Source organism: Sphaerisporangium sp. NPDC051011 (assembly GCF_040653595.1).
GTDB lineage: Bacteria > Actinomycetota > Actinomycetes > Streptosporangiales > Streptosporangiaceae > Sphaerisporangium.
In genome coordinates this window covers 301,049-319,100 of sequence record NZ_JBFAGG010000004.1, presented here as the reverse complement: position 1 = coordinate 319,100, position 18,052 = coordinate 301,049, and the positions used below count along the sequence as shown (strand labels likewise).

The window sequence follows — 18,052 nt, the reverse complement described above, 5'->3', positions numbered from 1 at the left end:
GCCGTCCGCTCCAAGGTGAGGCCTGGGCCGAACGCACCGGGACGCCGGGAGGAAACACCTGGCCACAAATGGAAGGCCGACCCGGTGGGGGCGCCTCTAGAATCCGTTGCGACCCGCTGCCGGCCCGCTACCAGGAGGTGCCCGACCTTCCCCCTCTACGCGACGATCTTCATGTTCGGCTTCCGCCGGCACGCCGTCTACCGGGCCGCCGCCTTCGCCGGAGCGTTGACCAACACGATCTTCGGAGTTCTGCGCGCCTACGTGCTGATCGCCCTGTGGCACGCCAGGCCCGGCCTCGCCGGGTACGACGTCGCCGACGCGGTCACCTTCTGCTTCCTGACCCAGGCGTTCATCGGGCCCATGCAGGTGTTCGGCGGCGCCCTCGACCTCGCCGGGCGGGTGCGCACCGGCGACGTCGCCCTCGACCTGCTGCGCCCCGCCTCGCTCCAGCTCTGGACCCTCGCCGACGACCTCGGCCGCGCCGCCTATCTGTTCATCGTCAGGAGTGTCCCGCCCGTGCTGATCGGCGCGGCGCTGTTCGGCGTCACGCTCCCCGCCCACGCGTCCGGCTGGGCCTGGTTCCTCGTCTCGATGATCCTCGGCGTCGTCGTCAGCTTCGGCCTGCGCTACCTGCTGGCCATGGCCACGTGCTGGATCGTCGACGACCGGGGCCTGCTGCAACTGTCCCTGGTCATGACGACCTTCTTCAGCGGCATGGTGCTGCCGCTGAACCTGATGCCCGGCTGGTTCGGCACGTTCACACGGGCGCTCCCCTGGTCCGCGATGGTCCAGGTGCCCGCGGACGTCTACCTCGGCAAGACGGACGTCGCCGGCGCCCTGGCGTTCCAGGCGACGTGGGCCGCCGTCCTGCTCGCCGCGGGAGCCCTGGTCACCCGCTCCGCGCGCCGCAAGGTGGTGATCCAGGGTGGGTGAGGTGCTCGGCATGGCCAGGAGTTACGTCCTGCTGGCCGCCACCTGGATCCGCGCCGCCGCGCAGTACCCCGCATCGATGATCATGATAACGGCCGGCTCGTTCGTGGTCACCGGGCTCGACCTGGCCGCCATCGCGGTGATCTTCGTGCACACCGGCTCCCTCGGCGGGTTCACCCTGCCCGAGGTGATGTTCCTGTACGGGACGGCCGGGGTCTCGTTCGCGCTCGCCGACATGCTGTTCGGCAACGTCGACAAGCTGGGCCAGCACGTCAGGGCCGGCACCTTCGACACGATGCTGATCCGGCCGGTCAGCCCGTTCGTCCAGATGGCCGTCGACCGGTTCGCCTTCCAGCGCGTCGGGCGCGTGCTCCAGGCGGCGACCGTCCTCGCCATCGCCCTGGCACAGCTGCACGTGCCGTGGCAGCGCGCGTGGATGATCCCGCTCATGGTGCTGTGCGGCATCGTCCTGTTCACGGCGCTCTGGACGTTCGGCGGCGCGTTGCAGTTCCTGCTCACGGAGGCGCCCGAGATCGCCAACGCCTTCACGTACGGCGGCGGCCAGCTCACGCAGTACCCGCTCAGCGTGTACGGGGGCGAGCTGGTGCGGGCCGTGACGTTCATCGTGCCGCTGGCCTTCGTCAACTGGCAGCCGGGCCTGTACGTCCTGGACCGGCCCGACCCGCTCGGCCTGCCGTACTGGCTGCGCTTCGCCGGCCCGGTCGCCGCGCTCACGCTCGCGTGCGCCGCGGCATGGGCATGGCGGGCCGGCCTGCGCCGCTACCGCTCCACGGGGAGTTGAACCACATGATCGAAGTAGACGGGGCCGCCCGCACCTTCACGGTGACCCGCAGGAAGGGCCTGCTCCGCAGGGAACGGCAGGTCGTGCACGCCGTCAGCGACCTGTCCTTCCAGGTGGCCGCCGGGGAGTTCGTCGGCTACCTCGGGCCGAACGGCGCGGGCAAGTCCACGACGATCAAGATGCTGACGGGCATCCTCGCGCCGAGCGCGGGGCGCGTCCGGGTGGCGGGCCTGGACCCCTCGCGGCGCCGTACGGCGCTGGCGCGGCGCGTGGGGGTGGTGTTCGGGCAGCGGACGACGCTGTGGTGGGATCTGCCGCTCAAGGACAGCTTCACCCTGATCCGGCACCTTTACAAAGTAGATCAGGCACAGCACCGGGAACGGCTCGCCGAGCTGGCCGACGTCCTGGAGCTGGGGTCGTTCCTGGACAAACCCGTCCGGCAGCTCAGCCTGGGGCAGCGGATGCGCGGCGACATCGCGGCGGCGCTGCTGCACGATCCCCCGGTGCTGATCCTGGACGAACCGACCATCGGGCTCGACGTGGTCAGCAAGGCGGCGGTGCGCGAGTTCCTGCGCGGGCTCAACGCCGAGCGCGGCACGACCGTCCTGCTCACGACCCACGACCTCGGCGACATCGAACGGCTCTGCCGCCGGGTGATGCTGATCGACCACGGTCGGCTCGCCTTCGACGGCACCCTGGACGACCTCCGGGCCCTCGTCCCGGAGGAGACGTCGATCGAGGACGTGGTCACCCGGCTTTACACCCGCACCGCGGGCACGGCGTTGACGGCGCCCCCGGACCTCACCGAGGCCGACGGGGTCCGGGGTCAGTAGTACGCCTCGGAGGTCTCGGTGCCCTCCTCGTAATCGTCGTCCGCGTCGTCGCGCCGGCCCGTCCACCGGGTGGGCATGAGCACCGGGACGAACAACGCGATGCCGAGCAGCGCGAAGACGCCCCGGGACAGCAGGTCCTGCATGCCCTTGCCCGCCTGGACGATCATCGGGTCCAGCGAGGGGTCGGTGGGGGCCAGGCCCAGCGCCCGGTTCACGTCCAGCGCGTAGATGACGGTCCACGCCAGCAGCGCCATGGACGGCACGAAGGTCGCCAGGGGCGAGACCCGGCCCGCGACGACCAGGCCGAACAGGAGACCGACCACGAGCATGGCGCCGATGCCGACGAGCGCCTTGGTGTCGCGCACCGGGTCGACCACGGCACCACCCGTCACGCTCAGCATGCCGCGGACCGCGTCCTGCGAGGCCCACCCGGCGCCCGCGAGGATGACCGCCGTGACGACGACACCGAGCAACAGTCCGAGAAAGTGCCGCATGGTCTCCACCTCGCAATCACTCAATCTGCGAACGCGGGCAACAGTAGCGACAAAACTCCTATAACGGCAGGCGTTGGTTCAGGTCCACTAAAACATCCCCACAAGACAGACCAGATCCCGCCATCGCCTGGAATATAGGACGAGGTCCGACGGGACAGGCGGCCCCGGGCCATGGCACGATGTGGGCGTCATGCGTGCCCGCCTGCCCCTGCGCCTCGCGCGGTCGGCCGCCTTCACGGTCGTCTGCGTCTCGCTCGCCGTGCTCGGCCACCGTGCCGCCGGCGGGTCGGGTCCCGCGTCGTGGGCGGTGGCGGGTGGAGCGGCCGCCGTGACCGCCCTGGCGACGATCATCGCCGGGCGCGAGCGCTCTCCGCAGACGGTCATCGGCTTCCTGGTCGGCACCCAGGTGTTCCTGCACCTGCTGTTCGGCGCCGCCAGCGGCGACGGGTCGGAGCTGCAGGTCCACCTCGGGCACGGGCAGAGCCTCGGCGCCGACCTCGGCATGGTGATCGCCCACCTGACCGCCACGCTGATCACCGGCTGGTGGCTGGCCCGGGGGGAGGCAGCGCTCTGGTCGATGCTGCGCCGCCTCGGCACGCTCGCCGTGCGCCGGGCGCGCCGCCTGCTGACCATACTGCGGGCCACGCCCGTCCGCCGGTGGTCCCGTCGCGGAGCCGCCTGTCACCTCACGCCCGCCCCTGTCCGGCGGGAGCTGCGTCACAGTGTCCGAAGGCGCGGCCCTCCACTTCCCGCCGCCTCCTGACCCGTCCGTCGTCCCCCACGTCCACCGGCGGCAGTCCTCGCACGCCCACGCCGGCGCGCACGCACGTCCTCCCCCGCCGCACACGCCACGGACGCGTGCGAGAGGGCGTGGCCGCGCATGGCCGCGGACCATGGCGGACGGCCCGTCCCGCAGCCTCGGAGGTACGCACATCCGGCAGGGGATCCGTCCTCGCGTCCCTTCGAGGGATCGCGGGCCGATCCCGGCCATGGTGACGGACGGTCCGGCGGCGCTCGCGCTCGTCCCGGCTTTTCTCATAACAAAGTGGAGATCCCCATGTCATTCACCACCGTCGCACGCCGCGCAGTCGCCGTCACCGCCGGCGCGCTCGCCCTCACCCTGGGCCTGGCCCTGCCCGCGCTGGCCCACGTCACCATCCAGCCCGGATCCGTCGAGAAGGGAAGCTTCTCCAAGGTCGCCTTCCGCGTGCCGAACGAGCGGGACGACGCCTCGACCACCAAGCTGGAGATCGAGTTCCCCACCGACCACCCGCTGCCGTTCGTCTCGGTGCGGCCGGTTCCCGGCTGGAAGGCCGACGTCACCCAGAGCAAGCTGCCCAAGCCGGTCCCGTCCAAGTACGGCGACATCACCGAAGCCGTGACCAAGATCACCTGGACGGGTGGGAAGATCGAGCCGGGCCAGTTCCAGGAGTTCGAGGTGTCGCTGGGCGGCCTGCCCACGGACACCGACCAGCTTCTGTTCCCGACCGCCCAGACGTACTCCAGCGGCGAGGTCGTGAAGTGGGCGGACGAGCCGAAGGCCGACGGCTCCGAGGCCGAGCACCCCGTTCCCACCCTGAAGCTGGTCGACCCGGCCCCCGGCGCCACCGACGAGCACGGCGGCATGGCCGCGCCCGGCGCCTCCGCCGCGGCCTCCGCGTCGTCCTCGGCCGACCCCGCCGGCACCATGCAGGCCCACGCGGCCTCCGGCACCGAGGACGCGGCCTCGGACGGGACCGCCCGCCTGCTGGCCGGCATCGGCATCGTGGTCGGCGTGGTCGGCGCGGCGATCGGCGTCGCCGGATTCCGCCGCGGCCGCTCCACCTCCCAAGGCTGACCCCACTCCGCCGCCGGAGAGCCGAGCAGGCAGGCGAGAGGTGCCATGGTCCGGCGTGTTACGGCGCACCGGACCAGGCACCCGCCGCCGGGGCCGAGTTCTCCGCCGACGGCTGGGGGCCGAGTGCCGGGTGTGGTGGTCAGCTCGTGATGTCGCGGCCGGAGAAGCGGCCCCAGGCGATCGCGCCGAAGACCAGCGCGTACGCGGCGAAGACGAGTAATCCCTGGCCCATCACGTCGGTCGCGATCGGGTCGCGCAGGGCCCCGTCGAAGGACGACCACCAGGTGGTCAGCAGATAGGGACGCACGGGCGCGAGCTGCGGGATCGCCCCGATGACCTGCGAGAACACCACGGTGACGACCGTCGCCGCGACCGCGCCGATCGGCACCTCGGTGAGCGTCGACACCGCCAGGCCCACGAAGCCGAGCGCCGCCATGCCCACGGCGCTGTACGCCGTGACGATCAGGACGCGCAGCATCGCGTCCATGATCGGCACCGTCGTGCCCGAGAGCAGGGTGACCCGGCCCACGGGGAACATGACCAGGCCGGCGATCAGGGCGGAGGCGGCGACCACCGCGCAGGCGGCCAGCCCGAAGACCGCGATGTTGACGGCCTTCACCGCCAGCAGGCGGGTGCGCCCCGCGGGCGCGGTGAGCAGGTAGCGCAGAGTGCCGGCATTCGCCTCACCGGCGATCGAGTCGCCCGCGACCACGCCGACGGCCAGCGGCAGCAGAAGCTGGACCAGCAGCGACATCGCCAGGAAGGTCAGCATCAGCCCGTTGCCCGCGACCTGCGTGACGAGCGCGGGCGTCTCGTCGTCGGAGCCGAACGCCTTCAGCGCGATGCCGATCACCACGGGCACGCAGGCGAGCATGATCAACATCGCGATGTTGCGCGGCCGGCGGAAGGTGAGCCCCAGCTCGGACCTGATCAACCGCAGCACCGCCCGCACCGCACCTGGTGACGCGGCGAGCCGATCCCGGCTCCCTCCCCCGGCGGGGGAGGAGGTGGTCTGTGCGGGAGCGGGCGGGGATGGGGATGCGGCGCCCGGCGCCGGCGCGCCTGCCCGCTCGGGGGCCGCGTTCGCGGGCCCCGGTGTGGAGGAGGCGGTGTTCTCGGTCTCAACCGTCGACATCGAAACCTTCTCCCGTCAGGCCGACGAACAGCTCTTCAAGACTGGGCCGGACCACCGTGAAGCCGCGCACGGCGACGCCGTCCCCGACCAGCTCGGCGTTCACGACCTCCGGCGCGTGGTCGCCGAGCTCTGCCTCGACCGCGTCCTCGCCGGTGTGCACCCGCGCGAGCCCGAGCCGGTGCAGCACGGACGCGGCCTGCGCCGGGTGCGGGGTCTCGACGCGGACGCGGGGCGCGTGCCCGGCCCGCAGATCGGCGATCGTCCCCTGTGCCACCAGGCGGCCGGTCCGCATCACGCCGATGTCCGTGCACATCTGCTCGACCTCGGCCAGCAGGTGGGAGGAGACGAAGACGGTGGTGCCGTCGGCGGCGATCTCTTTGATCAGCGAGCGGACCTCGCGGGTGCCCTGCGGGTCGAGGCCGTTGGTCGGCTCGTCCAGCACCAGCAGCTCGCGCGGCCCGAGCAGCGCACCGGCGATGGCCAGGCGCTGCCGCATGCCCAGCGAATAGGCGCGGTACCGCTTGCCTGCGGCCGCGCCGAGGCCGACGCGGTCCAGCGCGGCGCCCACCCGCCGCCTGGCCGTCCGCGGGTCGGCCTTGGGGTCGGCCGCGTCGTACCGCAGGAGGTTGGCCTCACCCGAAAGGTAGGGGTAGAAGGCCGGCCCCTCGACGACGGCGCCGACCTTGGGCAGGGCGGAGGCCAGCCCGGCGGGCATCGGCCGGCCGAGCACCTCGCAGGCGCCGCTGGTGGGGCTGATGAGGCCGAGCAGCATGCGGATGGTCGTGGTCTTGCCCGACCCGTTGGGGCCGAGGAACCCGAACACCGAGCCGCACGGCACGGACAGATGCAGATCGTCCACGGCGACCTGGCCGCCGCGGAAGCGCTTGGTGAGCCCGCGCGCGACGATCGAGCAGTCGCCGGGAGAGGCTTCGGTGTAGGTCACCCGAGGGGGCGCCGCCTCGTGCGCCCCCTCCCCCGTGATCACCGTCACTTGCGGCCGGCCGCCTGGACCAGAGCCTCGGGCGTGACCGCGCCCGCGAACAGCCTGCCGTCGTCGGTCAGCAGGACGGAGACCAGCTTGGTCTTGATGACCCTGCCGCTGCCCCACGGCCCGCTGACCCGCTGGGCGGACTTGAGCACCGACTCGATCAACTGAGCCGGGTCGCCGCCGCGGCCGTTGCCGCCGCGGCCGTTCTGCTGCTTGGACAGGTCGGCGAGCGAGAACGGCACCTCGGCGACGGTTCCCCAGCCGCTGCCGTGGCTGCGCGCGCCCGCGCGGGCGGCCTCGCCACCGGCGAGGTCGTGGCCGAGCTCGGCACCCTCGGACAAGGACTCGCCGGGCTTCCCGGCCTCGGGCTTCTGCTCGTTGACCTTGGCCCCGGCGGGCGGGGTGAACGCGAAGTTCTCCGGCGCGGGCGTCGAGAACGACACCTGGGTGAAGCCGATCTCGAACGCGGGCTCGGCCGCGCCCTTGGCGAAGATCTGGACGCGCAGCGGGATGTAGGTCTCGCCGTCGAGCGCCAGGGTGACGTGGTCGACCAGGGACGTGGAGTCCTTGGGGGTGAGCACGAGCTGGTAGGCGGCGCGGCCCGCGATGTGCTGGCCGTTCTCGACGGTGACGGCGGTGTTCTGGTCCGCGGCCTTCAGGAGCTGGTTCGCGATATCTTGCGGGGTCGTGGCCGTGGGCAGCGCCGTGTGCCGGGGCTCGGCGGCCTCGCCCTTGCCGCCCTTGACGTCCTCGGGGAGGCTGAAGCGGGTGGCCGTGTTGGTGTCGCTCTCCCACAGCCAGGTCGAGCCCTTGCCGTCGGAGATGACGTCGGTCTCGCTCATCTGGCCCGGCAGGGCCAGCCGCAGCCGCCCGTCGCCGCCGTACCAGACCTTCAGCGTGTGCGAGCCGGACAGCAGGGACAGCGGCGAGCTGCTCGTCCCCGACGGCAGCGGCAGCGAGGGCAGGCCGAGCGACGCGGTCTCGACGACGGTGCCCGACATGGCGGGCGGCCGCTCGTGCTGCGCGGTCTTCACGACCTCGGCCAGCAACCGCTCGGCGGTGCGGTCGGGAAGGGTGGGGTCGCCCTGGACGGCGGCGATGACGGGGCCGGCGCCGACGGCGGCCCCCACGACGACGAACGCCGCGACGGGGACGGCCCACCTCACGGCGCGCGCCCTTCTCCACGTGGACTGCATGTCACTCCTCAACGGTAAGTCCTTCGATCCGACACCACGCAGACTGCCGCCCGGGTCCTGAGCTGAAGCTGAGACAGGCTGAGAAGGCTCTCAGACTTCGGCCCGCCGGGACCGTTCGCGCTGGTGGCGGGGGACGAGGCCACCGCCGGGGCTCTCAGGCGGGTCTCAGGAAGGACAGGCCAAGATAGGGGGACAACCACACAGGGGGTACGAATGCGCGTGCTCGTCGTCGAGGACGAGAGGCGGATGGCCGCGGCGCTCAGGCGCGGGCTGACGGCCGAGGGTTTCGCCGTCGACCTCGCCCACGACGGCGAGGAAGGGCTTCACCTGGCCCGAGAGGGCGACTACGACGTCGTCGTGCTCGACATCATGCTGCCCAGGCTGTCGGGCTACAACGTGTGCAAGCGGCTGCGGGCCGAAGAGAACTGGGTGCCCGTCCTGATGCTCTCGGCCAAGGACGGCGAGTACGACCTGGCCGACGGCCTCGACCTCGGCGCCGACGACTACCTCACCAAGCCGTTCTCCTACGTGGTCCTGGTCGCGCGGCTGCGCGCGCTCATGCGGCGCGGCGCCCGCCGCCGCCCGGCGGTGCTGCGGTCGGGCGATCTCACCCTCGACCCGGCGGGCCGCACGGTGGCGCGGGGCGACACCCCGATCGAGCTGACGCCGCGCGAGTTCGGGCTGCTGGAGTTCCTCCTGCGCCGGCCCGGCGAGGTCGTGTCCAAGACCGAGATCCTCGAACACGTCTGGGACACCTACGACACCGACCCCAACGTGGTGGAGGTCTACGTCGGCTACCTGCGCAGGAAGATCGACGCCCCGTTCGGGCGCAACGCCCTGCAGACGGTGCGCGGCGCCGGCTACAGGCTGGTGGGCGATGGCGGCTGACCCGTCTCCGTCCCTCAATGACGGGGACGATGGCGCGGCGGCCCAGGCGGGGCGGACGCCGCCGGGCGCCGCACGGTCGCCTCTGACGTGGTGGCGGCGGAAGAGCCTGCGGTTCAGGCTGACCGTGACGGCCTCGGCCGCGCTGGGGGTGGCGCTCGCGCTGGCGGCCACGCTGCTGGTCGGCGTGCTCGGGCGGGCGCTCATACAGTCCACGGACGCGGTCGCCTACCAGCGGGCCAGGGAGGTCGTCGCGCTGGCCGACGACGAGCGGCTGTCGGACCCGATCGCGGTCACCGACGGCACGATCGTCCAGGTCGTGGACGCCCAGGGCCGCATCACGCACGTCACCCCGGGCGCCGACCGGCTGGTGCCGCTCGCCGACCCCCGCACACCCGGCCGCGAGTCGTCCGGCGACCAGGGCCGCGTGGTCGACGGCGACGCGTACGGCATCCCCGGCCCGCTGCGCGTGGTGGTCCTGCGCGCCGACCACGGCCGCACGGTGATCGCCGCCCGGCCGTTCAAGGACGTCGCCGACAGCCTCACCACGACCATCCACATGCTCGTCATCGGCACGCCGATACTGCTCGTGCTGCTCGGCGCCGCGAGCTGGCTGATCATCGGCAGGACGCTCCGGCCTATCACGGCGCTGCGCCGGGGCGCGGCCGAGGTCAGCGCGGCCGCGCGCGCACGCCGCCTGCCGGTGCCGGAGGCGCACGACGAGGTGCACGAGCTGGCCACGACGCTGAACGACATGCTGGCCCGGCTGGAGGCCGCCGACGCGTCCCAGCGCGCGCTGATCTCCGACGCCGCCCACGAGCTGCGCAGCCCGCTCGCCAGCATCCGCCTGCAGCTGGAGGTCGCGCTCGGCCATCCGGACGGCCAGGACTGGCACGAGACCGCCGAGGGCGTCCTGGAGGACACGCTGCGCCTCAGCCGCCTGGCCGAGGGGCTGCTGACGCTGGCCCGCCTGGACGAGCGCCGTCGTCCGGCCCGGTGGCAGCCGGTGGACCTGGGCGAGTTGGTGGGGGTGACGACGGCCCGCTACGACGACGAGGTGGTCACCGTGGCGGCGGCCGAGCCCGCGGTCGTGGACGGCGACGCCTTGGACCTCGGCCGGGTGCTGGTCAACCTGATCGACAACGCGGTGCGGCACGCGAGCGCCAAGGTCTCCGTCGAGCTGCGGGCGACGCGGGCGCAGGCCGTGATCACTGTGGCCGACGACGGGCCGGGCATCCCGGAGGCCGACCGGGAGCGCGTGTTCAACAGGTTCACCCGGCTCGACGGGGCGCGCAGCCGCGACGACGGCGGCGCGGGCCTGGGGCTGGCGATCGTCCGCGAGACCGTCCGCGCCCATCGCGGCTCCGTGCACCTGGAGGACGCCTCTCCCGGCCTGCGCGCCGTGGTCCGCCTGCCCCTCAGCCCGAACCCCTCGTAGCCCCCGGGCGGGTAGGCCGCCAACGGCTCGCCCGACCGGCACCCCCGCGTGCCCGGCCGCCTCATAGACCGGGACGCGCTCACCGCCCATGTCCCGCATGCCCCGCATACGGTGATGGGCGGGATAATGTCCCTCGCCGATCAACGCGGCGCACCCGTGCTCTGGGGGCCGTCCGGCGAGGAGCCGCGTGCCGTGGCGCCATTCACGCAGCGAGGGAGAACCACGTGCTTCCCGAGAACGGCCGTTCAGCCGAGGACATCCTCGCCGAGCTCGCCCTGCTGAAGCGGGACGACCTGCAGGTGCGCGGGGGCAAGGTCACCGCCTACGTCTACGACACCGGCCGGCCGGAGGTGCACGACGCGGCCGCCCGGGCGTACTTCGAGATGCTGGAGGTCAACACCCTCGACCCCACGGCGTTCCCGAGCGTCGTCGCCATGGAGAAGCAGGTCGTCAGGGCCGTCGCGGAGCTCCTGGGCGGCGGGCCGCACACGCCGGGCATCTTCACCAGCGGCGGCACCGAGTCGATCATGCTGGCGGTGAAGGCGGCCCGGGACGCGCGCCCGGTCGCCGGCAGACCCAGGATCGTGGTCCCGGTCACCGCCCACCCGGCCTTCCACAAGGCGGCCCACTACCTCGGCGCCGAGGTCGCGCCGGTGGAGGTGGACCCGGTCACCTTCCGCGCCGACCCGGCCGCCGTCGCCGCCGCGATCACGCCCGAGACGGTGCTGGTGGTGGCCTCGGCCCCGTCGTACCCGCAGGGGGTCGTCGACCCGGTGGCCGAGATCGCCGCGCTGGCCGCGGAGCGCGGGGTGCTGTGCCACGTCGACGCCTGCGTGGGCGGCTGGCTGCTGCCATGGCTGGCCCGGGCGGGCGCCGCCGTCCCGCCGTTCGACCTGTCGGTGCCGGGCGTGACGTCCATCTCCTGCGACCTGCACAAGTTCGGGTACGCCCCCAAGGGCGCCTCGGTGGTGCTCTTCGCCGACCCGGCGCTGCGCCGCGCCGCGTACTTCGCCTCGGCCGCCTGGCCCGGGTACACGGTGATCAACACCACCGTGCAGAGCTCGAAGTCGGCGGGCCCGCTCGCGGGCGCCTGGGCCACGCTGAACGCGCTCGGCCGGGACGGCTACCTCGGCCTCGCCCGCGACACGCTGGCGGCGACGCGCAGGCTGGCCGAGGGCATCGGCGAGATCCCAGGCCTGCGCGTGCTGGGCGAGCCGGAGGCGTCGCTGGTGGCGTTCACCGGCTCGACCGGTGCGACCGGCACGGACGGCACGGACGGCACGGACGGCGTCGACGTCTTCGTGCTGTCGGACGAGGCCCGCGCGCGGGGCTGGTTCCTGCAGCCGCAGCTCTCCTACGCGGGCATTCCGGCGAATCTGCACGTCACGGTCACCGGGGTCACGCTCAAGGGCGTGGAGGCGATGCTGGAAGTGATCGCCGAGTCGGCCGCCGCCGCCCGGCGCAGAGGGCCGGCGAAGGTGCCGGACGGGCTGGCGGAGATCCTGGCCTCGCTGGACCTGGACGCGCTGGACGACGCGACGTTCGCCGAGCTGGCAGCGTCGGTCGGCGTGGACCTCGGCGGATCGGGCGGGCCGGACATGGCGGTGGTCAACACGGTGCTCGACGCGCTGCCCGCCGCGACCCGCGAGGCGATCCTGATCAGGTTCCTGTCGGTCCTGTATGGCTGAGCCCCGGCGGGGCCGCGCCCATCGTGACTAACAGGGCGCGGCTAACGACCGGCCCGGAGGCGTTCGACCTCGGCGAGGGCCGTCACGGCCGCGGCGGGGTCGTGGACGCGGAAGACCCGCGCCCCCTGCCACGCGTGGACGGCGAGCGTGGCCAGCGTGCCGGCGTGGCGCTCCTCGACGGGTAGGCCGCCGAGGGTCTCCCCCACGAAGTCCTTGTTGGAGACGGCGACCAGCACGGGCCATCCTGTGGCGACCAGTTCGCCGAGCCTGCGGCCGACCTCCAGGGACTGGCGGGTGTTCTTGCCGAAGTCATGGGCCGGGTCGATGAGGATCGCGTCCTCGCGCACCCCGGCGCGCACGGCCCGCTCGGCCAGTCCGACGGTGTGGGAGAGGACGTCGGCCACCACGTCGTCGTAGGCGATGCGGTGCGGTCGCGTCCTCGGGGTGACGCCCCCGGCGTGCGCGCACACCAGGCCGATGCCGTGCTTGGCGGCGACGCCGGCGAGACCGGGGTCGGGCCCGCCCCAGGTGTCGTTCAGCAGGTCGGCTCCCGCCTGAGCCACGATTTCGGCGACCTCGGCGCGGAAGGTGTCCACGCTGATCACCAGACGCGGATGGGCCTCGCGCACGGCGGCCACCAGGTCGGCGACCCTGCGGATCTCCTCGGCGGCGTCCACCGCGTCGCCGGGACCCGCCTTGACGCCGCCGATGTCGACGATGTCGGCTCCGGCGCGGACGGCGGCGTCCACGGCGGCGAGTGCGGCGTCGAAGCCATACGTCCTGCCCCGGTCGTAGAAGGAGTCGGGGGTGCGGTTGACGACGGCCATGACGGCGAAGTCGCCTGGGCGGAACTCGCGGTCACGCAGGCGCAAAGTATGCATCGCCGCCAGCGTACGCCCGCCGTGCCGGACGCGTGTGCCGGGCCTGTGTGCCGGGTCCGTGTGAGGCTCTGTGTGCGGGTCTGTGTGCGGGTCTGTGTGCGGGTCTGTGTGCGGGTCTGTGTGCGGGTCTGTGTGCCGGGATCGCCGTGGGGAAGAACGGCTCCGCCGGAAAGCGCTCCCACTTGCTGGGAACGCTCCAAAACCACTCAGATCGCACGCCCCTTCTCGGCCAGCGTGAGGAAATCCTGGGCCACGACGGGGAGGCGCCTGCGCGCGTGCACGAGCGCGACGATCCTGCGCAGCGGCGGGTCGAGGGAGCGGACCACCAGCCCCGCCTTGACGGCCTGCTCGGCGGTCCCCCGGTACCACAGCAAGGACGCCGAGGCGGTGCGCACCAGCGAGGGCCAGGCGCCGCGCTCGTCGGTCTCGGCGGCGACGACCGGCCGTACGCCGTAGGTGGCGAATAGCTGGTCGAACTCCCGGCGCCGCGCGCTGCCCGGCGGGGGCAGGATGAGGCGCATGCCGTTGAGGCGGATCATCGGCACCGTGTCCGGCAGGTCGAGCCCAGGCGGGGATATCAGCACGATCTCCTGGCGCTCCAGCGGATGGCTGACCAGGTCGGCCGGAACCGGCAGGTCGGTCAGCCCGAGGTCGGCGCGCTGCTCGCGGATGGCGTGCACGACGCCGTCCCGGCCGTCCGAGCGAACGATTTGCACGCGCACGCCCGGATGGTCGGCGACGTAGGCGGGCAGGAGGCGTCCCGCGAGGCCGGGCTCCAGGGTCGGCGGCGAGGCTATGCGCAGCTCGCCACCCCCCGAATGCGTGTGCGTGGCCAGCGCCTCGATTTCGGACACGGCCTCGAGCGCTTCCTTGGCGAGTTTCACGACGCGGCGGCCCTGCGCGGTCACCACCACTCCCCGGCCCGAACGCGCGAAAAGGGTCATGCCCAGTTCGCGTTCCAAGTCACGAATGGCGCGGGAAAGGGCGGGCTGGGCGATGTACAACGACCTGGCCGCGTCGGTCATGGTGCGGTGCTCCGCAGTGGCGACCACATAACGGAGCTGCTGCAGATTCATGGAATCGAAGCTAGGGCAGAGGGGCGCGGCGATTCCGGAACATCGCAGAGATCACCTTGGATGATTTCAGAATGTAACCATATACGGCTACATCCGTGACTGCTGAGAAATGAGTAGAGTTCTGCCCTAAATGGTGTGAATTGCGGAACTGGTGGCAGGGGAGAACGTCTCGGTCCATCGAGGACCGGGAAGGGGGCGCACGGAATGGCCACCAACGGGGGCGGCGACGGACGGCAGCCATTACCGCCATCGCACGGGGGGCGCCACCCCTACGGACCACCCCAGGGCGGCGCACCGCCGGCGCCCCCGCCCGGGCAGCCATACGCGCCGCAGGAGCCGATGCGGCCCCCGCCCGGCTACCCGCCTCAGGCCCCGCCCGGCCGCTCACCGTACCCGGGCCCCGCGCAGCCGGGCCAGAACCCGCCGGGGCGCCACCCCGGCCAGGGTCCCGCCGCGCCGTTCCCGGGCCAGTATCCCGGGCAATATCCCGGACAGGGACCGGGGCAATATCCCGGGCAGGGACCCGGCGCGCCGATCCCGGGGCGGCAGCCGTACCCGGGCCAGGCGCCCGGGCGTCCGCCGTACCCGGGCCCCGCGCAACCGCCTCCCCCGCAGGGCCCGGCGCGGCCGTACCGGCAGCCGTACCCGCCGCAGCCCGGCCACGGGGGGCACCAGGCTCCCCCGCCCCAGGGCGGCCAGGCGTTCCCGCAGCCCCCGCCGCCCGGACGGCAGGTCCCGCCCGGTCCGGCGCGGGGGCCGTACGGCCCGCCGGGCTGGGGCACGCCCGGATGGCGCCCGCCGAAGCGCAGATCGAGCGGCGCGGCGATCGTCGGCGGCGTGCTGGGCGCGATCGCGACCGTGTTCGTCCTGCTGGTGATCGGCGCGGCGCTGCTCGCGGGCTCCAAGAACGGCGGCACCACGACCTCCCCCGTGGCGATCCCGACATACGAGCCGTACACGCCGGACCCGCGCTTCACGAACGCCCCCGTGGAGCCGCTTCCGACGCGCAGCACCGGCTCCCGGCCTGACAGGACGCCGCCGCCGGCCAGGCCCGTCCTCAACACCACGCTGACCGCCAACACGGTCTACAAGGTGGGCTCGCTGCCGAAGTCGAACTGCCGCGCGAGGGCCACCGACGTCTTCGACAACGCCCAGCTGAAGGCGCTGATCCTGGCGACGTCGAAGTGCATGAACAGGACGTGGGCCGCCGCGCTGGGCAGGGTCGGCATCCCGTTCTCGCCGCCGAACTACGCGATCACGGCCCGGGGCGGGCGCGGCGCGTGCGGGGACTTCCCGCACAAGGGCGGCATCGTGCCGTACTACTGCCCCCGCAACAGCACGATCTACGGCTCCACGTCCGCGATGGCGCGGGGACAGGGGAACCAGCGGGGGTACGGCGCGCTGTCGAGCTGGCACGGGGCCTTCACCGGCATGTTCGCCCACGAGTACGGCCACCACGTCCAGCACCTGACCGGGCTGGAGGACTCCTGGTGGCGCAAGACGCTCGACTCGCGCACGACGAGCGGCAGGCTGGCGCTCAGCCGCAGGTACGAGCTGCAGGCCAACTGCTTCAGCGGCCTGTGGATGCGGTCGGTCGCCGCGAGCTACCCGATCACGCCCGCGCGCCGGAACAACCTGTACTACTTCTTCTCCAACGTCGGCGACTGGCCCGGGTACCCGCGCGACCACGGCTCGCCGCCCAACAGCGGTCGCTGGTTCCGCCAGGGCTACGAGCGTCTCAAGACGTACCAGTGCAATACCTGGCTGGCCCCCGCCTCCACCACCTCGTAGCGACCCATCAGCGACCCGGCGGCGGTCCGCCGCCGTCGGGTGACATCACCACTTAAGGTGCTGGTTACCGACTGATTCCCTCATATTCGTCTTACGTCTGCGATGTCCAGGTATGGGAGCTACAATCCTGGAATCCGGGTACGCGCGGGGCCGGCATGGCGTCTCGCCTGATTGGCGGCCGGATCTGAACCAGTCAGGGGAGCGCTTGTGACGACGCCGCTTGGCGACAATTCGGAGGAGGCGGACGCCGACGGCCCCGAGGAACCGGCTCCCAAGCGGGCGGCCACGACTCCTCCCCGTTTCGCCAAGCCGCCGAGCACCGCGTCCGTCATCGGCTGGACGGGCCTGTCGGCGATCGTCCCGGGCGCGGCCCACCTGCGCGCGGGACGCCGCCGGGCCGGGTTCATCCTGCTCGGGGGGTTCGGCCTGATCCTGGTGACCGCGGCCGTCCTGGCCCTCGTCCTGCGGGAGAACGTCGGCCTGGCCGTGAAGGACAGCACGCTGGTCGCGGTGACCGTCGTCGCCGGCGTCGGCGCGCTGGCGTGGTTCGCGCTGGTCGCCACCTCCTACGTCGCGCTCGGCCCCCAGCGGCTGCCCCAGAGCGGCCAGGTGGTCTCGGGCATCGTGGTCGGCGTGCTGTGCGTGACCGTGATGGCGCCCTTCGCCCTGACGGCGAGCAGCGTGGTCACCGCGCGGGTCACCGTCAACGCCGTCTTCCCCTCCGATCCCGACCCCTCGACCACGGTCGCGCCGGTCAAGCAGGAGGACCCCTGGAACGGCCGCCGCCGCGTCAACTTCCTGCTCGTGGGCGGCGACGCCGCCGGCAACAGGACGGGCGTGCGGACCGACAGCATGACCGTCGCCAGCGTCGACGTCAGGACGGGCAACGCGGTCATGTTCAGCCTGCCGCGCAACCTGCAGTACATCCGCTTCCCCAAGGGCGACCCGCTGGCCGCGCGGTTCCCGAACGGCTTCACCGGCGACTCCGGGCAGGGCCTGCTGAACGAGGTCTGGCAGTACGCCGAGGACCACATCGGCAAGGGCAGGGGCCCCCAGGAGCTCAAGAGCGCCATCGGCCACACCCTCGGACTCAAGATCGACTACTACGCGATCGTCGACATGTACGGGTTCGCCGCGCTGATCGACGCGATCGGCGGGCTGAGGATCCGCGTCGAGCAGGACATCAAGTGGGGCGGCCACTTCGGGACGGCGGGCACGATCAAGGCCGGCGTCCAGAGGCTCGACGGCGAGCACGTGCTCTGGTACGGCCGCTCGCGCGTCGACAGCGACGACTTCTCGCGCATGTCACGCCAGCGCTGCGTCATGGGCGCCCTGCTGGACCAGGCCACGCCCAGCGTCGTCCTGGCCAACTTCGGGAAGATCGCCAGCGCGACGCGGCACATGTTCCGCACCGACATCCCGCGCGACCTGCTGGAGCACCTGGTGCCGCTGGCGCTGAAGGTCAAGGACGCCAGGACCACCAGCCTGCAGTTCGTCCCGCCCACGATCTGGCCGGGCGCGGCCGACTGGGTGAAGATCCGCCGCCTGACCGCCCGTGCGATCAAGCAGTCGGAGAACGCGGCCGCCCGCACCGTGGCCGCCGGCGCCAGTGCCTCCCCCACCGCCTCGGCCTCTCCCGGCGGCACGCCGTCCGGCCTCGCGCAGGGCGCCACCGCGAGCCCGTCCGCCGGCACCCCCGCGGCCACGCCGACCCCGACGCGTTCCCACCTGGCGGCCCGTCCCACCCCCTCGAAGACCCCCACCCCGAACGACCAGACCGCCAAAACCCTCGCCGACGCCTGCGGCTTCTGACCGCGACACCGCATCGCCGGTCCGCTGATCGCTGTCCCTCCTCCGTGGCCCGCGTGCTGACGCAGAAGGTGCGCACGCCGGAACAGCGGACGCTGAGCCGCCGGGAACTCGAGGTGCTCGGGCTCATCGCCCGTGGCGACCAGTCGAGAGGTCGCCGCGAAACCGTTCATCACCGAGGCGACGGTGAAGACGCGCCTGCTGCACATCTTCGCCGAACTCGAGGTGAACGACCGGGCGGCCGCGGTCGCGGCAGCGTACGAGACCGG

At 72.7% G+C, this 18,052-nt stretch carries 16 protein-coding genes; 10 read left to right on the top strand and 6 right to left on the bottom strand.

The features are described from left to right. Nucleotides 1–171 precede the first annotated feature (171 nt). From AB0H21_RS11660 to AB0H21_RS11650, 3 genes are read left to right on the top strand one after another with little or no spacing between them, the layout of a single operon-like run. Nucleotides 172–933: an ABC-2 family transporter protein gene (locus AB0H21_RS11660; RefSeq protein WP_358514757.1), complete on the top strand. Its 762-nt coding sequence runs from the start codon at nucleotides 172–174 to the stop codon at nucleotides 931–933. Next, a complete protein-coding gene (locus AB0H21_RS11655) occupies nucleotides 926–1,732 on the top strand; it encodes an ABC-2 family transporter protein (protein ID WP_358514755.1) in 807 nt (268 codons plus the stop codon). Before AB0H21_RS11660 ends, AB0H21_RS11655 begins: the two co-directional genes overlap by 8 nt. Nucleotides 1,733–1,737: 5 nt before the next feature. Beyond that, nucleotides 1,738–2,565, top strand: a complete 828-nt coding sequence (locus AB0H21_RS11650; RefSeq protein WP_358514753.1) for an ATP-binding cassette domain-containing protein — start codon at nucleotides 1,738–1,740, stop codon at nucleotides 2,563–2,565. Here AB0H21_RS11650 and AB0H21_RS11645 read toward each other — a convergent pair. Beyond that, nucleotides 2,559–3,059: a hypothetical protein gene (locus AB0H21_RS11645; protein WP_358514751.1), complete on the bottom strand. Its 501-nt coding sequence runs from the start codon at nucleotides 3,057–3,059 to the stop codon at nucleotides 2,559–2,561. The two genes, AB0H21_RS11650 and AB0H21_RS11645, sit on opposite strands and share 7 nt — an antisense overlap. A 190-nt stretch (nucleotides 3,060–3,249) precedes the next feature. Here AB0H21_RS11645 and AB0H21_RS11640 point away from each other — a divergent pair, with 190 nt between their 5' ends. Both AB0H21_RS11640 and AB0H21_RS11635 read left to right on the top strand, forming a co-directional pair. Then, a complete protein-coding gene (locus AB0H21_RS11640) occupies nucleotides 3,250–3,822 on the top strand; it encodes an MFS transporter (protein ID WP_358514748.1) in 573 nt (190 codons plus the stop codon). A gap of 294 nt (nucleotides 3,823–4,116) precedes the next feature. Next, nucleotides 4,117–4,896, top strand: a complete 780-nt coding sequence (locus AB0H21_RS11635; protein WP_358514746.1) for a YcnI family protein — start codon at nucleotides 4,117–4,119, stop codon at nucleotides 4,894–4,896. A 139-nt stretch (nucleotides 4,897–5,035) separates the two neighbouring features. On the opposite strand, the gene AB0H21_RS11630 is transcribed toward AB0H21_RS11635, so the two are convergent. Genes AB0H21_RS11630 through AB0H21_RS11620 form a run of 3 tightly spaced genes read right to left on the bottom strand, consistent with a single transcriptional unit; the run spans nucleotide 5,036 to nucleotide 8,215 of the window. After that, nucleotides 5,036–6,031 carry an ABC transporter permease gene (locus tag AB0H21_RS11630; protein WP_358514744.1) on the bottom strand — a complete coding sequence of 332 codons (996 nt, stop codon included), beginning with the start codon at nucleotides 6,029–6,031 and terminating at the stop codon, nucleotides 5,036–5,038. After that, nucleotides 6,018–6,974 carry an ABC transporter ATP-binding protein gene (locus AB0H21_RS11625; RefSeq protein ID WP_358514742.1) on the bottom strand — a complete coding sequence of 319 codons (957 nt, stop codon included), beginning with the start codon at nucleotides 6,972–6,974 and terminating at the stop codon, nucleotides 6,018–6,020. The genes AB0H21_RS11630 and AB0H21_RS11625 overlap by 14 nt, the downstream gene beginning before the upstream one ends. Nucleotides 6,975–7,018: 44 nt before the next feature. Next, complete coding sequence (locus AB0H21_RS11620) at nucleotides 7,019–8,215, bottom strand: DUF2092 domain-containing protein (RefSeq protein WP_358514741.1); 1,197 nt, start codon at nucleotides 8,213–8,215, stop codon at nucleotides 7,019–7,021. A 213-nt stretch (nucleotides 8,216–8,428) separates the two neighbouring features. Here AB0H21_RS11620 and AB0H21_RS11615 point away from each other — a divergent pair, with 213 nt between their 5' ends. The 3 genes from AB0H21_RS11615 (at nucleotide 8,429) to AB0H21_RS11605 (ending at nucleotide 12,226) form a co-directional block, all read left to right on the top strand. After that, nucleotides 8,429–9,103 carry a response regulator transcription factor gene (locus tag AB0H21_RS11615; protein ID WP_358514739.1) on the top strand — a complete coding sequence of 225 codons (675 nt, stop codon included), beginning with the start codon at nucleotides 8,429–8,431 and terminating at the stop codon, nucleotides 9,101–9,103. After that, nucleotides 9,093–10,538: a HAMP domain-containing sensor histidine kinase gene (locus tag AB0H21_RS11610; protein ID WP_358514737.1), complete on the top strand. Its 1,446-nt coding sequence runs from the start codon at nucleotides 9,093–9,095 to the stop codon at nucleotides 10,536–10,538. Before AB0H21_RS11615 ends, AB0H21_RS11610 begins: the two co-directional genes overlap by 11 nt. A 224-nt stretch (nucleotides 10,539–10,762) precedes the next feature. Continuing rightward, complete coding sequence (locus AB0H21_RS11605; protein WP_358514735.1) at nucleotides 10,763–12,226, top strand: aspartate aminotransferase family protein; 1,464 nt, start codon at nucleotides 10,763–10,765, stop codon at nucleotides 12,224–12,226. Nucleotides 12,227–12,267: 41 nt separating this feature from the next. Here AB0H21_RS11605 and folP read toward each other — a convergent pair whose 3' ends face one another. Both folP and AB0H21_RS11595 read right to left on the bottom strand, forming a co-directional pair. Further along, a complete protein-coding gene (gene folP / locus AB0H21_RS11600) occupies nucleotides 12,268–13,107 on the bottom strand; it encodes a dihydropteroate synthase (RefSeq protein WP_358514733.1) in 840 nt (279 codons plus the stop codon). Between the two features lie 206 nt (nucleotides 13,108–13,313). Next, nucleotides 13,314–14,183 carry a LysR family transcriptional regulator gene (locus AB0H21_RS11595; protein WP_358514731.1) on the bottom strand — a complete coding sequence of 290 codons (870 nt, stop codon included), beginning with the start codon at nucleotides 14,181–14,183 and terminating at the stop codon, nucleotides 13,314–13,316. A 339-nt stretch (nucleotides 14,184–14,522) separates the two neighbouring features. Between AB0H21_RS11595 and AB0H21_RS11590 the strand changes: the two genes are divergently transcribed. Both AB0H21_RS11590 and AB0H21_RS11585 read left to right on the top strand, forming a co-directional pair. Beyond that, nucleotides 14,523–15,974, top strand: a complete 1,452-nt coding sequence (locus AB0H21_RS11590; RefSeq protein ID WP_358514729.1) for a neutral zinc metallopeptidase — start codon at nucleotides 14,523–14,525, stop codon at nucleotides 15,972–15,974. A 207-nt stretch (nucleotides 15,975–16,181) separates the two neighbouring features. Beyond that, nucleotides 16,182–17,786 (top strand): LCP family protein, encoded by a 1,605-nt coding sequence (locus AB0H21_RS11585; protein ID WP_358514727.1) that lies wholly within the window; start codon nucleotides 16,182–16,184, stop codon nucleotides 17,784–17,786. Nucleotides 17,787–18,052: the final 266 nt, after the last annotated feature.

Coding starts and splice junctions, on each gene's coding strand:
- AB0H21_RS11660 (WP_358514757.1), top strand. CDS start 172: ATGTTCGGCTTCCGCCGGCACGCCGTCTACCGGGCCGCCGCCTTCGCC.
- AB0H21_RS11650 (WP_358514753.1), top strand. CDS start 1,738: ATGATCGAAGTAGACGGGGCCGCCCGCACCTTCACGGTGACCCGCAGG.
- AB0H21_RS11645 (WP_358514751.1), bottom strand. CDS start 3,059: ATGCGGCACTTTCTCGGACTGTTGCTCGGTGTCGTCGTCACGGCGGTC.
- AB0H21_RS11640 (WP_358514748.1), top strand. CDS start 3,250: ATGCGTGCCCGCCTGCCCCTGCGCCTCGCGCGGTCGGCCGCCTTCACG.
- AB0H21_RS11635 (WP_358514746.1), top strand. CDS start 4,117: ATGTCATTCACCACCGTCGCACGCCGCGCAGTCGCCGTCACCGCCGGC.
- AB0H21_RS11630 (WP_358514744.1), bottom strand. CDS start 6,031: ATGTCGACGGTTGAGACCGAGAACACCGCCTCCTCCACACCGGGGCCC.
- AB0H21_RS11620 (WP_358514741.1), bottom strand. CDS start 8,215: ATGCAGTCCACGTGGAGAAGGGCGCGCGCCGTGAGGTGGGCCGTCCCC.
- AB0H21_RS11615 (WP_358514739.1), top strand. CDS start 8,429: ATGCGCGTGCTCGTCGTCGAGGACGAGAGGCGGATGGCCGCGGCGCTC.
- AB0H21_RS11610 (WP_358514737.1), top strand. CDS start 9,093: ATGGCGGCTGACCCGTCTCCGTCCCTCAATGACGGGGACGATGGCGCG.
- folP (WP_358514733.1), bottom strand. CDS start 13,107: ATGCATACTTTGCGCCTGCGTGACCGCGAGTTCCGCCCAGGCGACTTC.
- AB0H21_RS11595 (WP_358514731.1), bottom strand. CDS start 14,183: ATGAATCTGCAGCAGCTCCGTTATGTGGTCGCCACTGCGGAGCACCGC.
- AB0H21_RS11590 (WP_358514729.1), top strand. CDS start 14,523: ATGCGGCCCCCGCCCGGCTACCCGCCTCAGGCCCCGCCCGGCCGCTCA.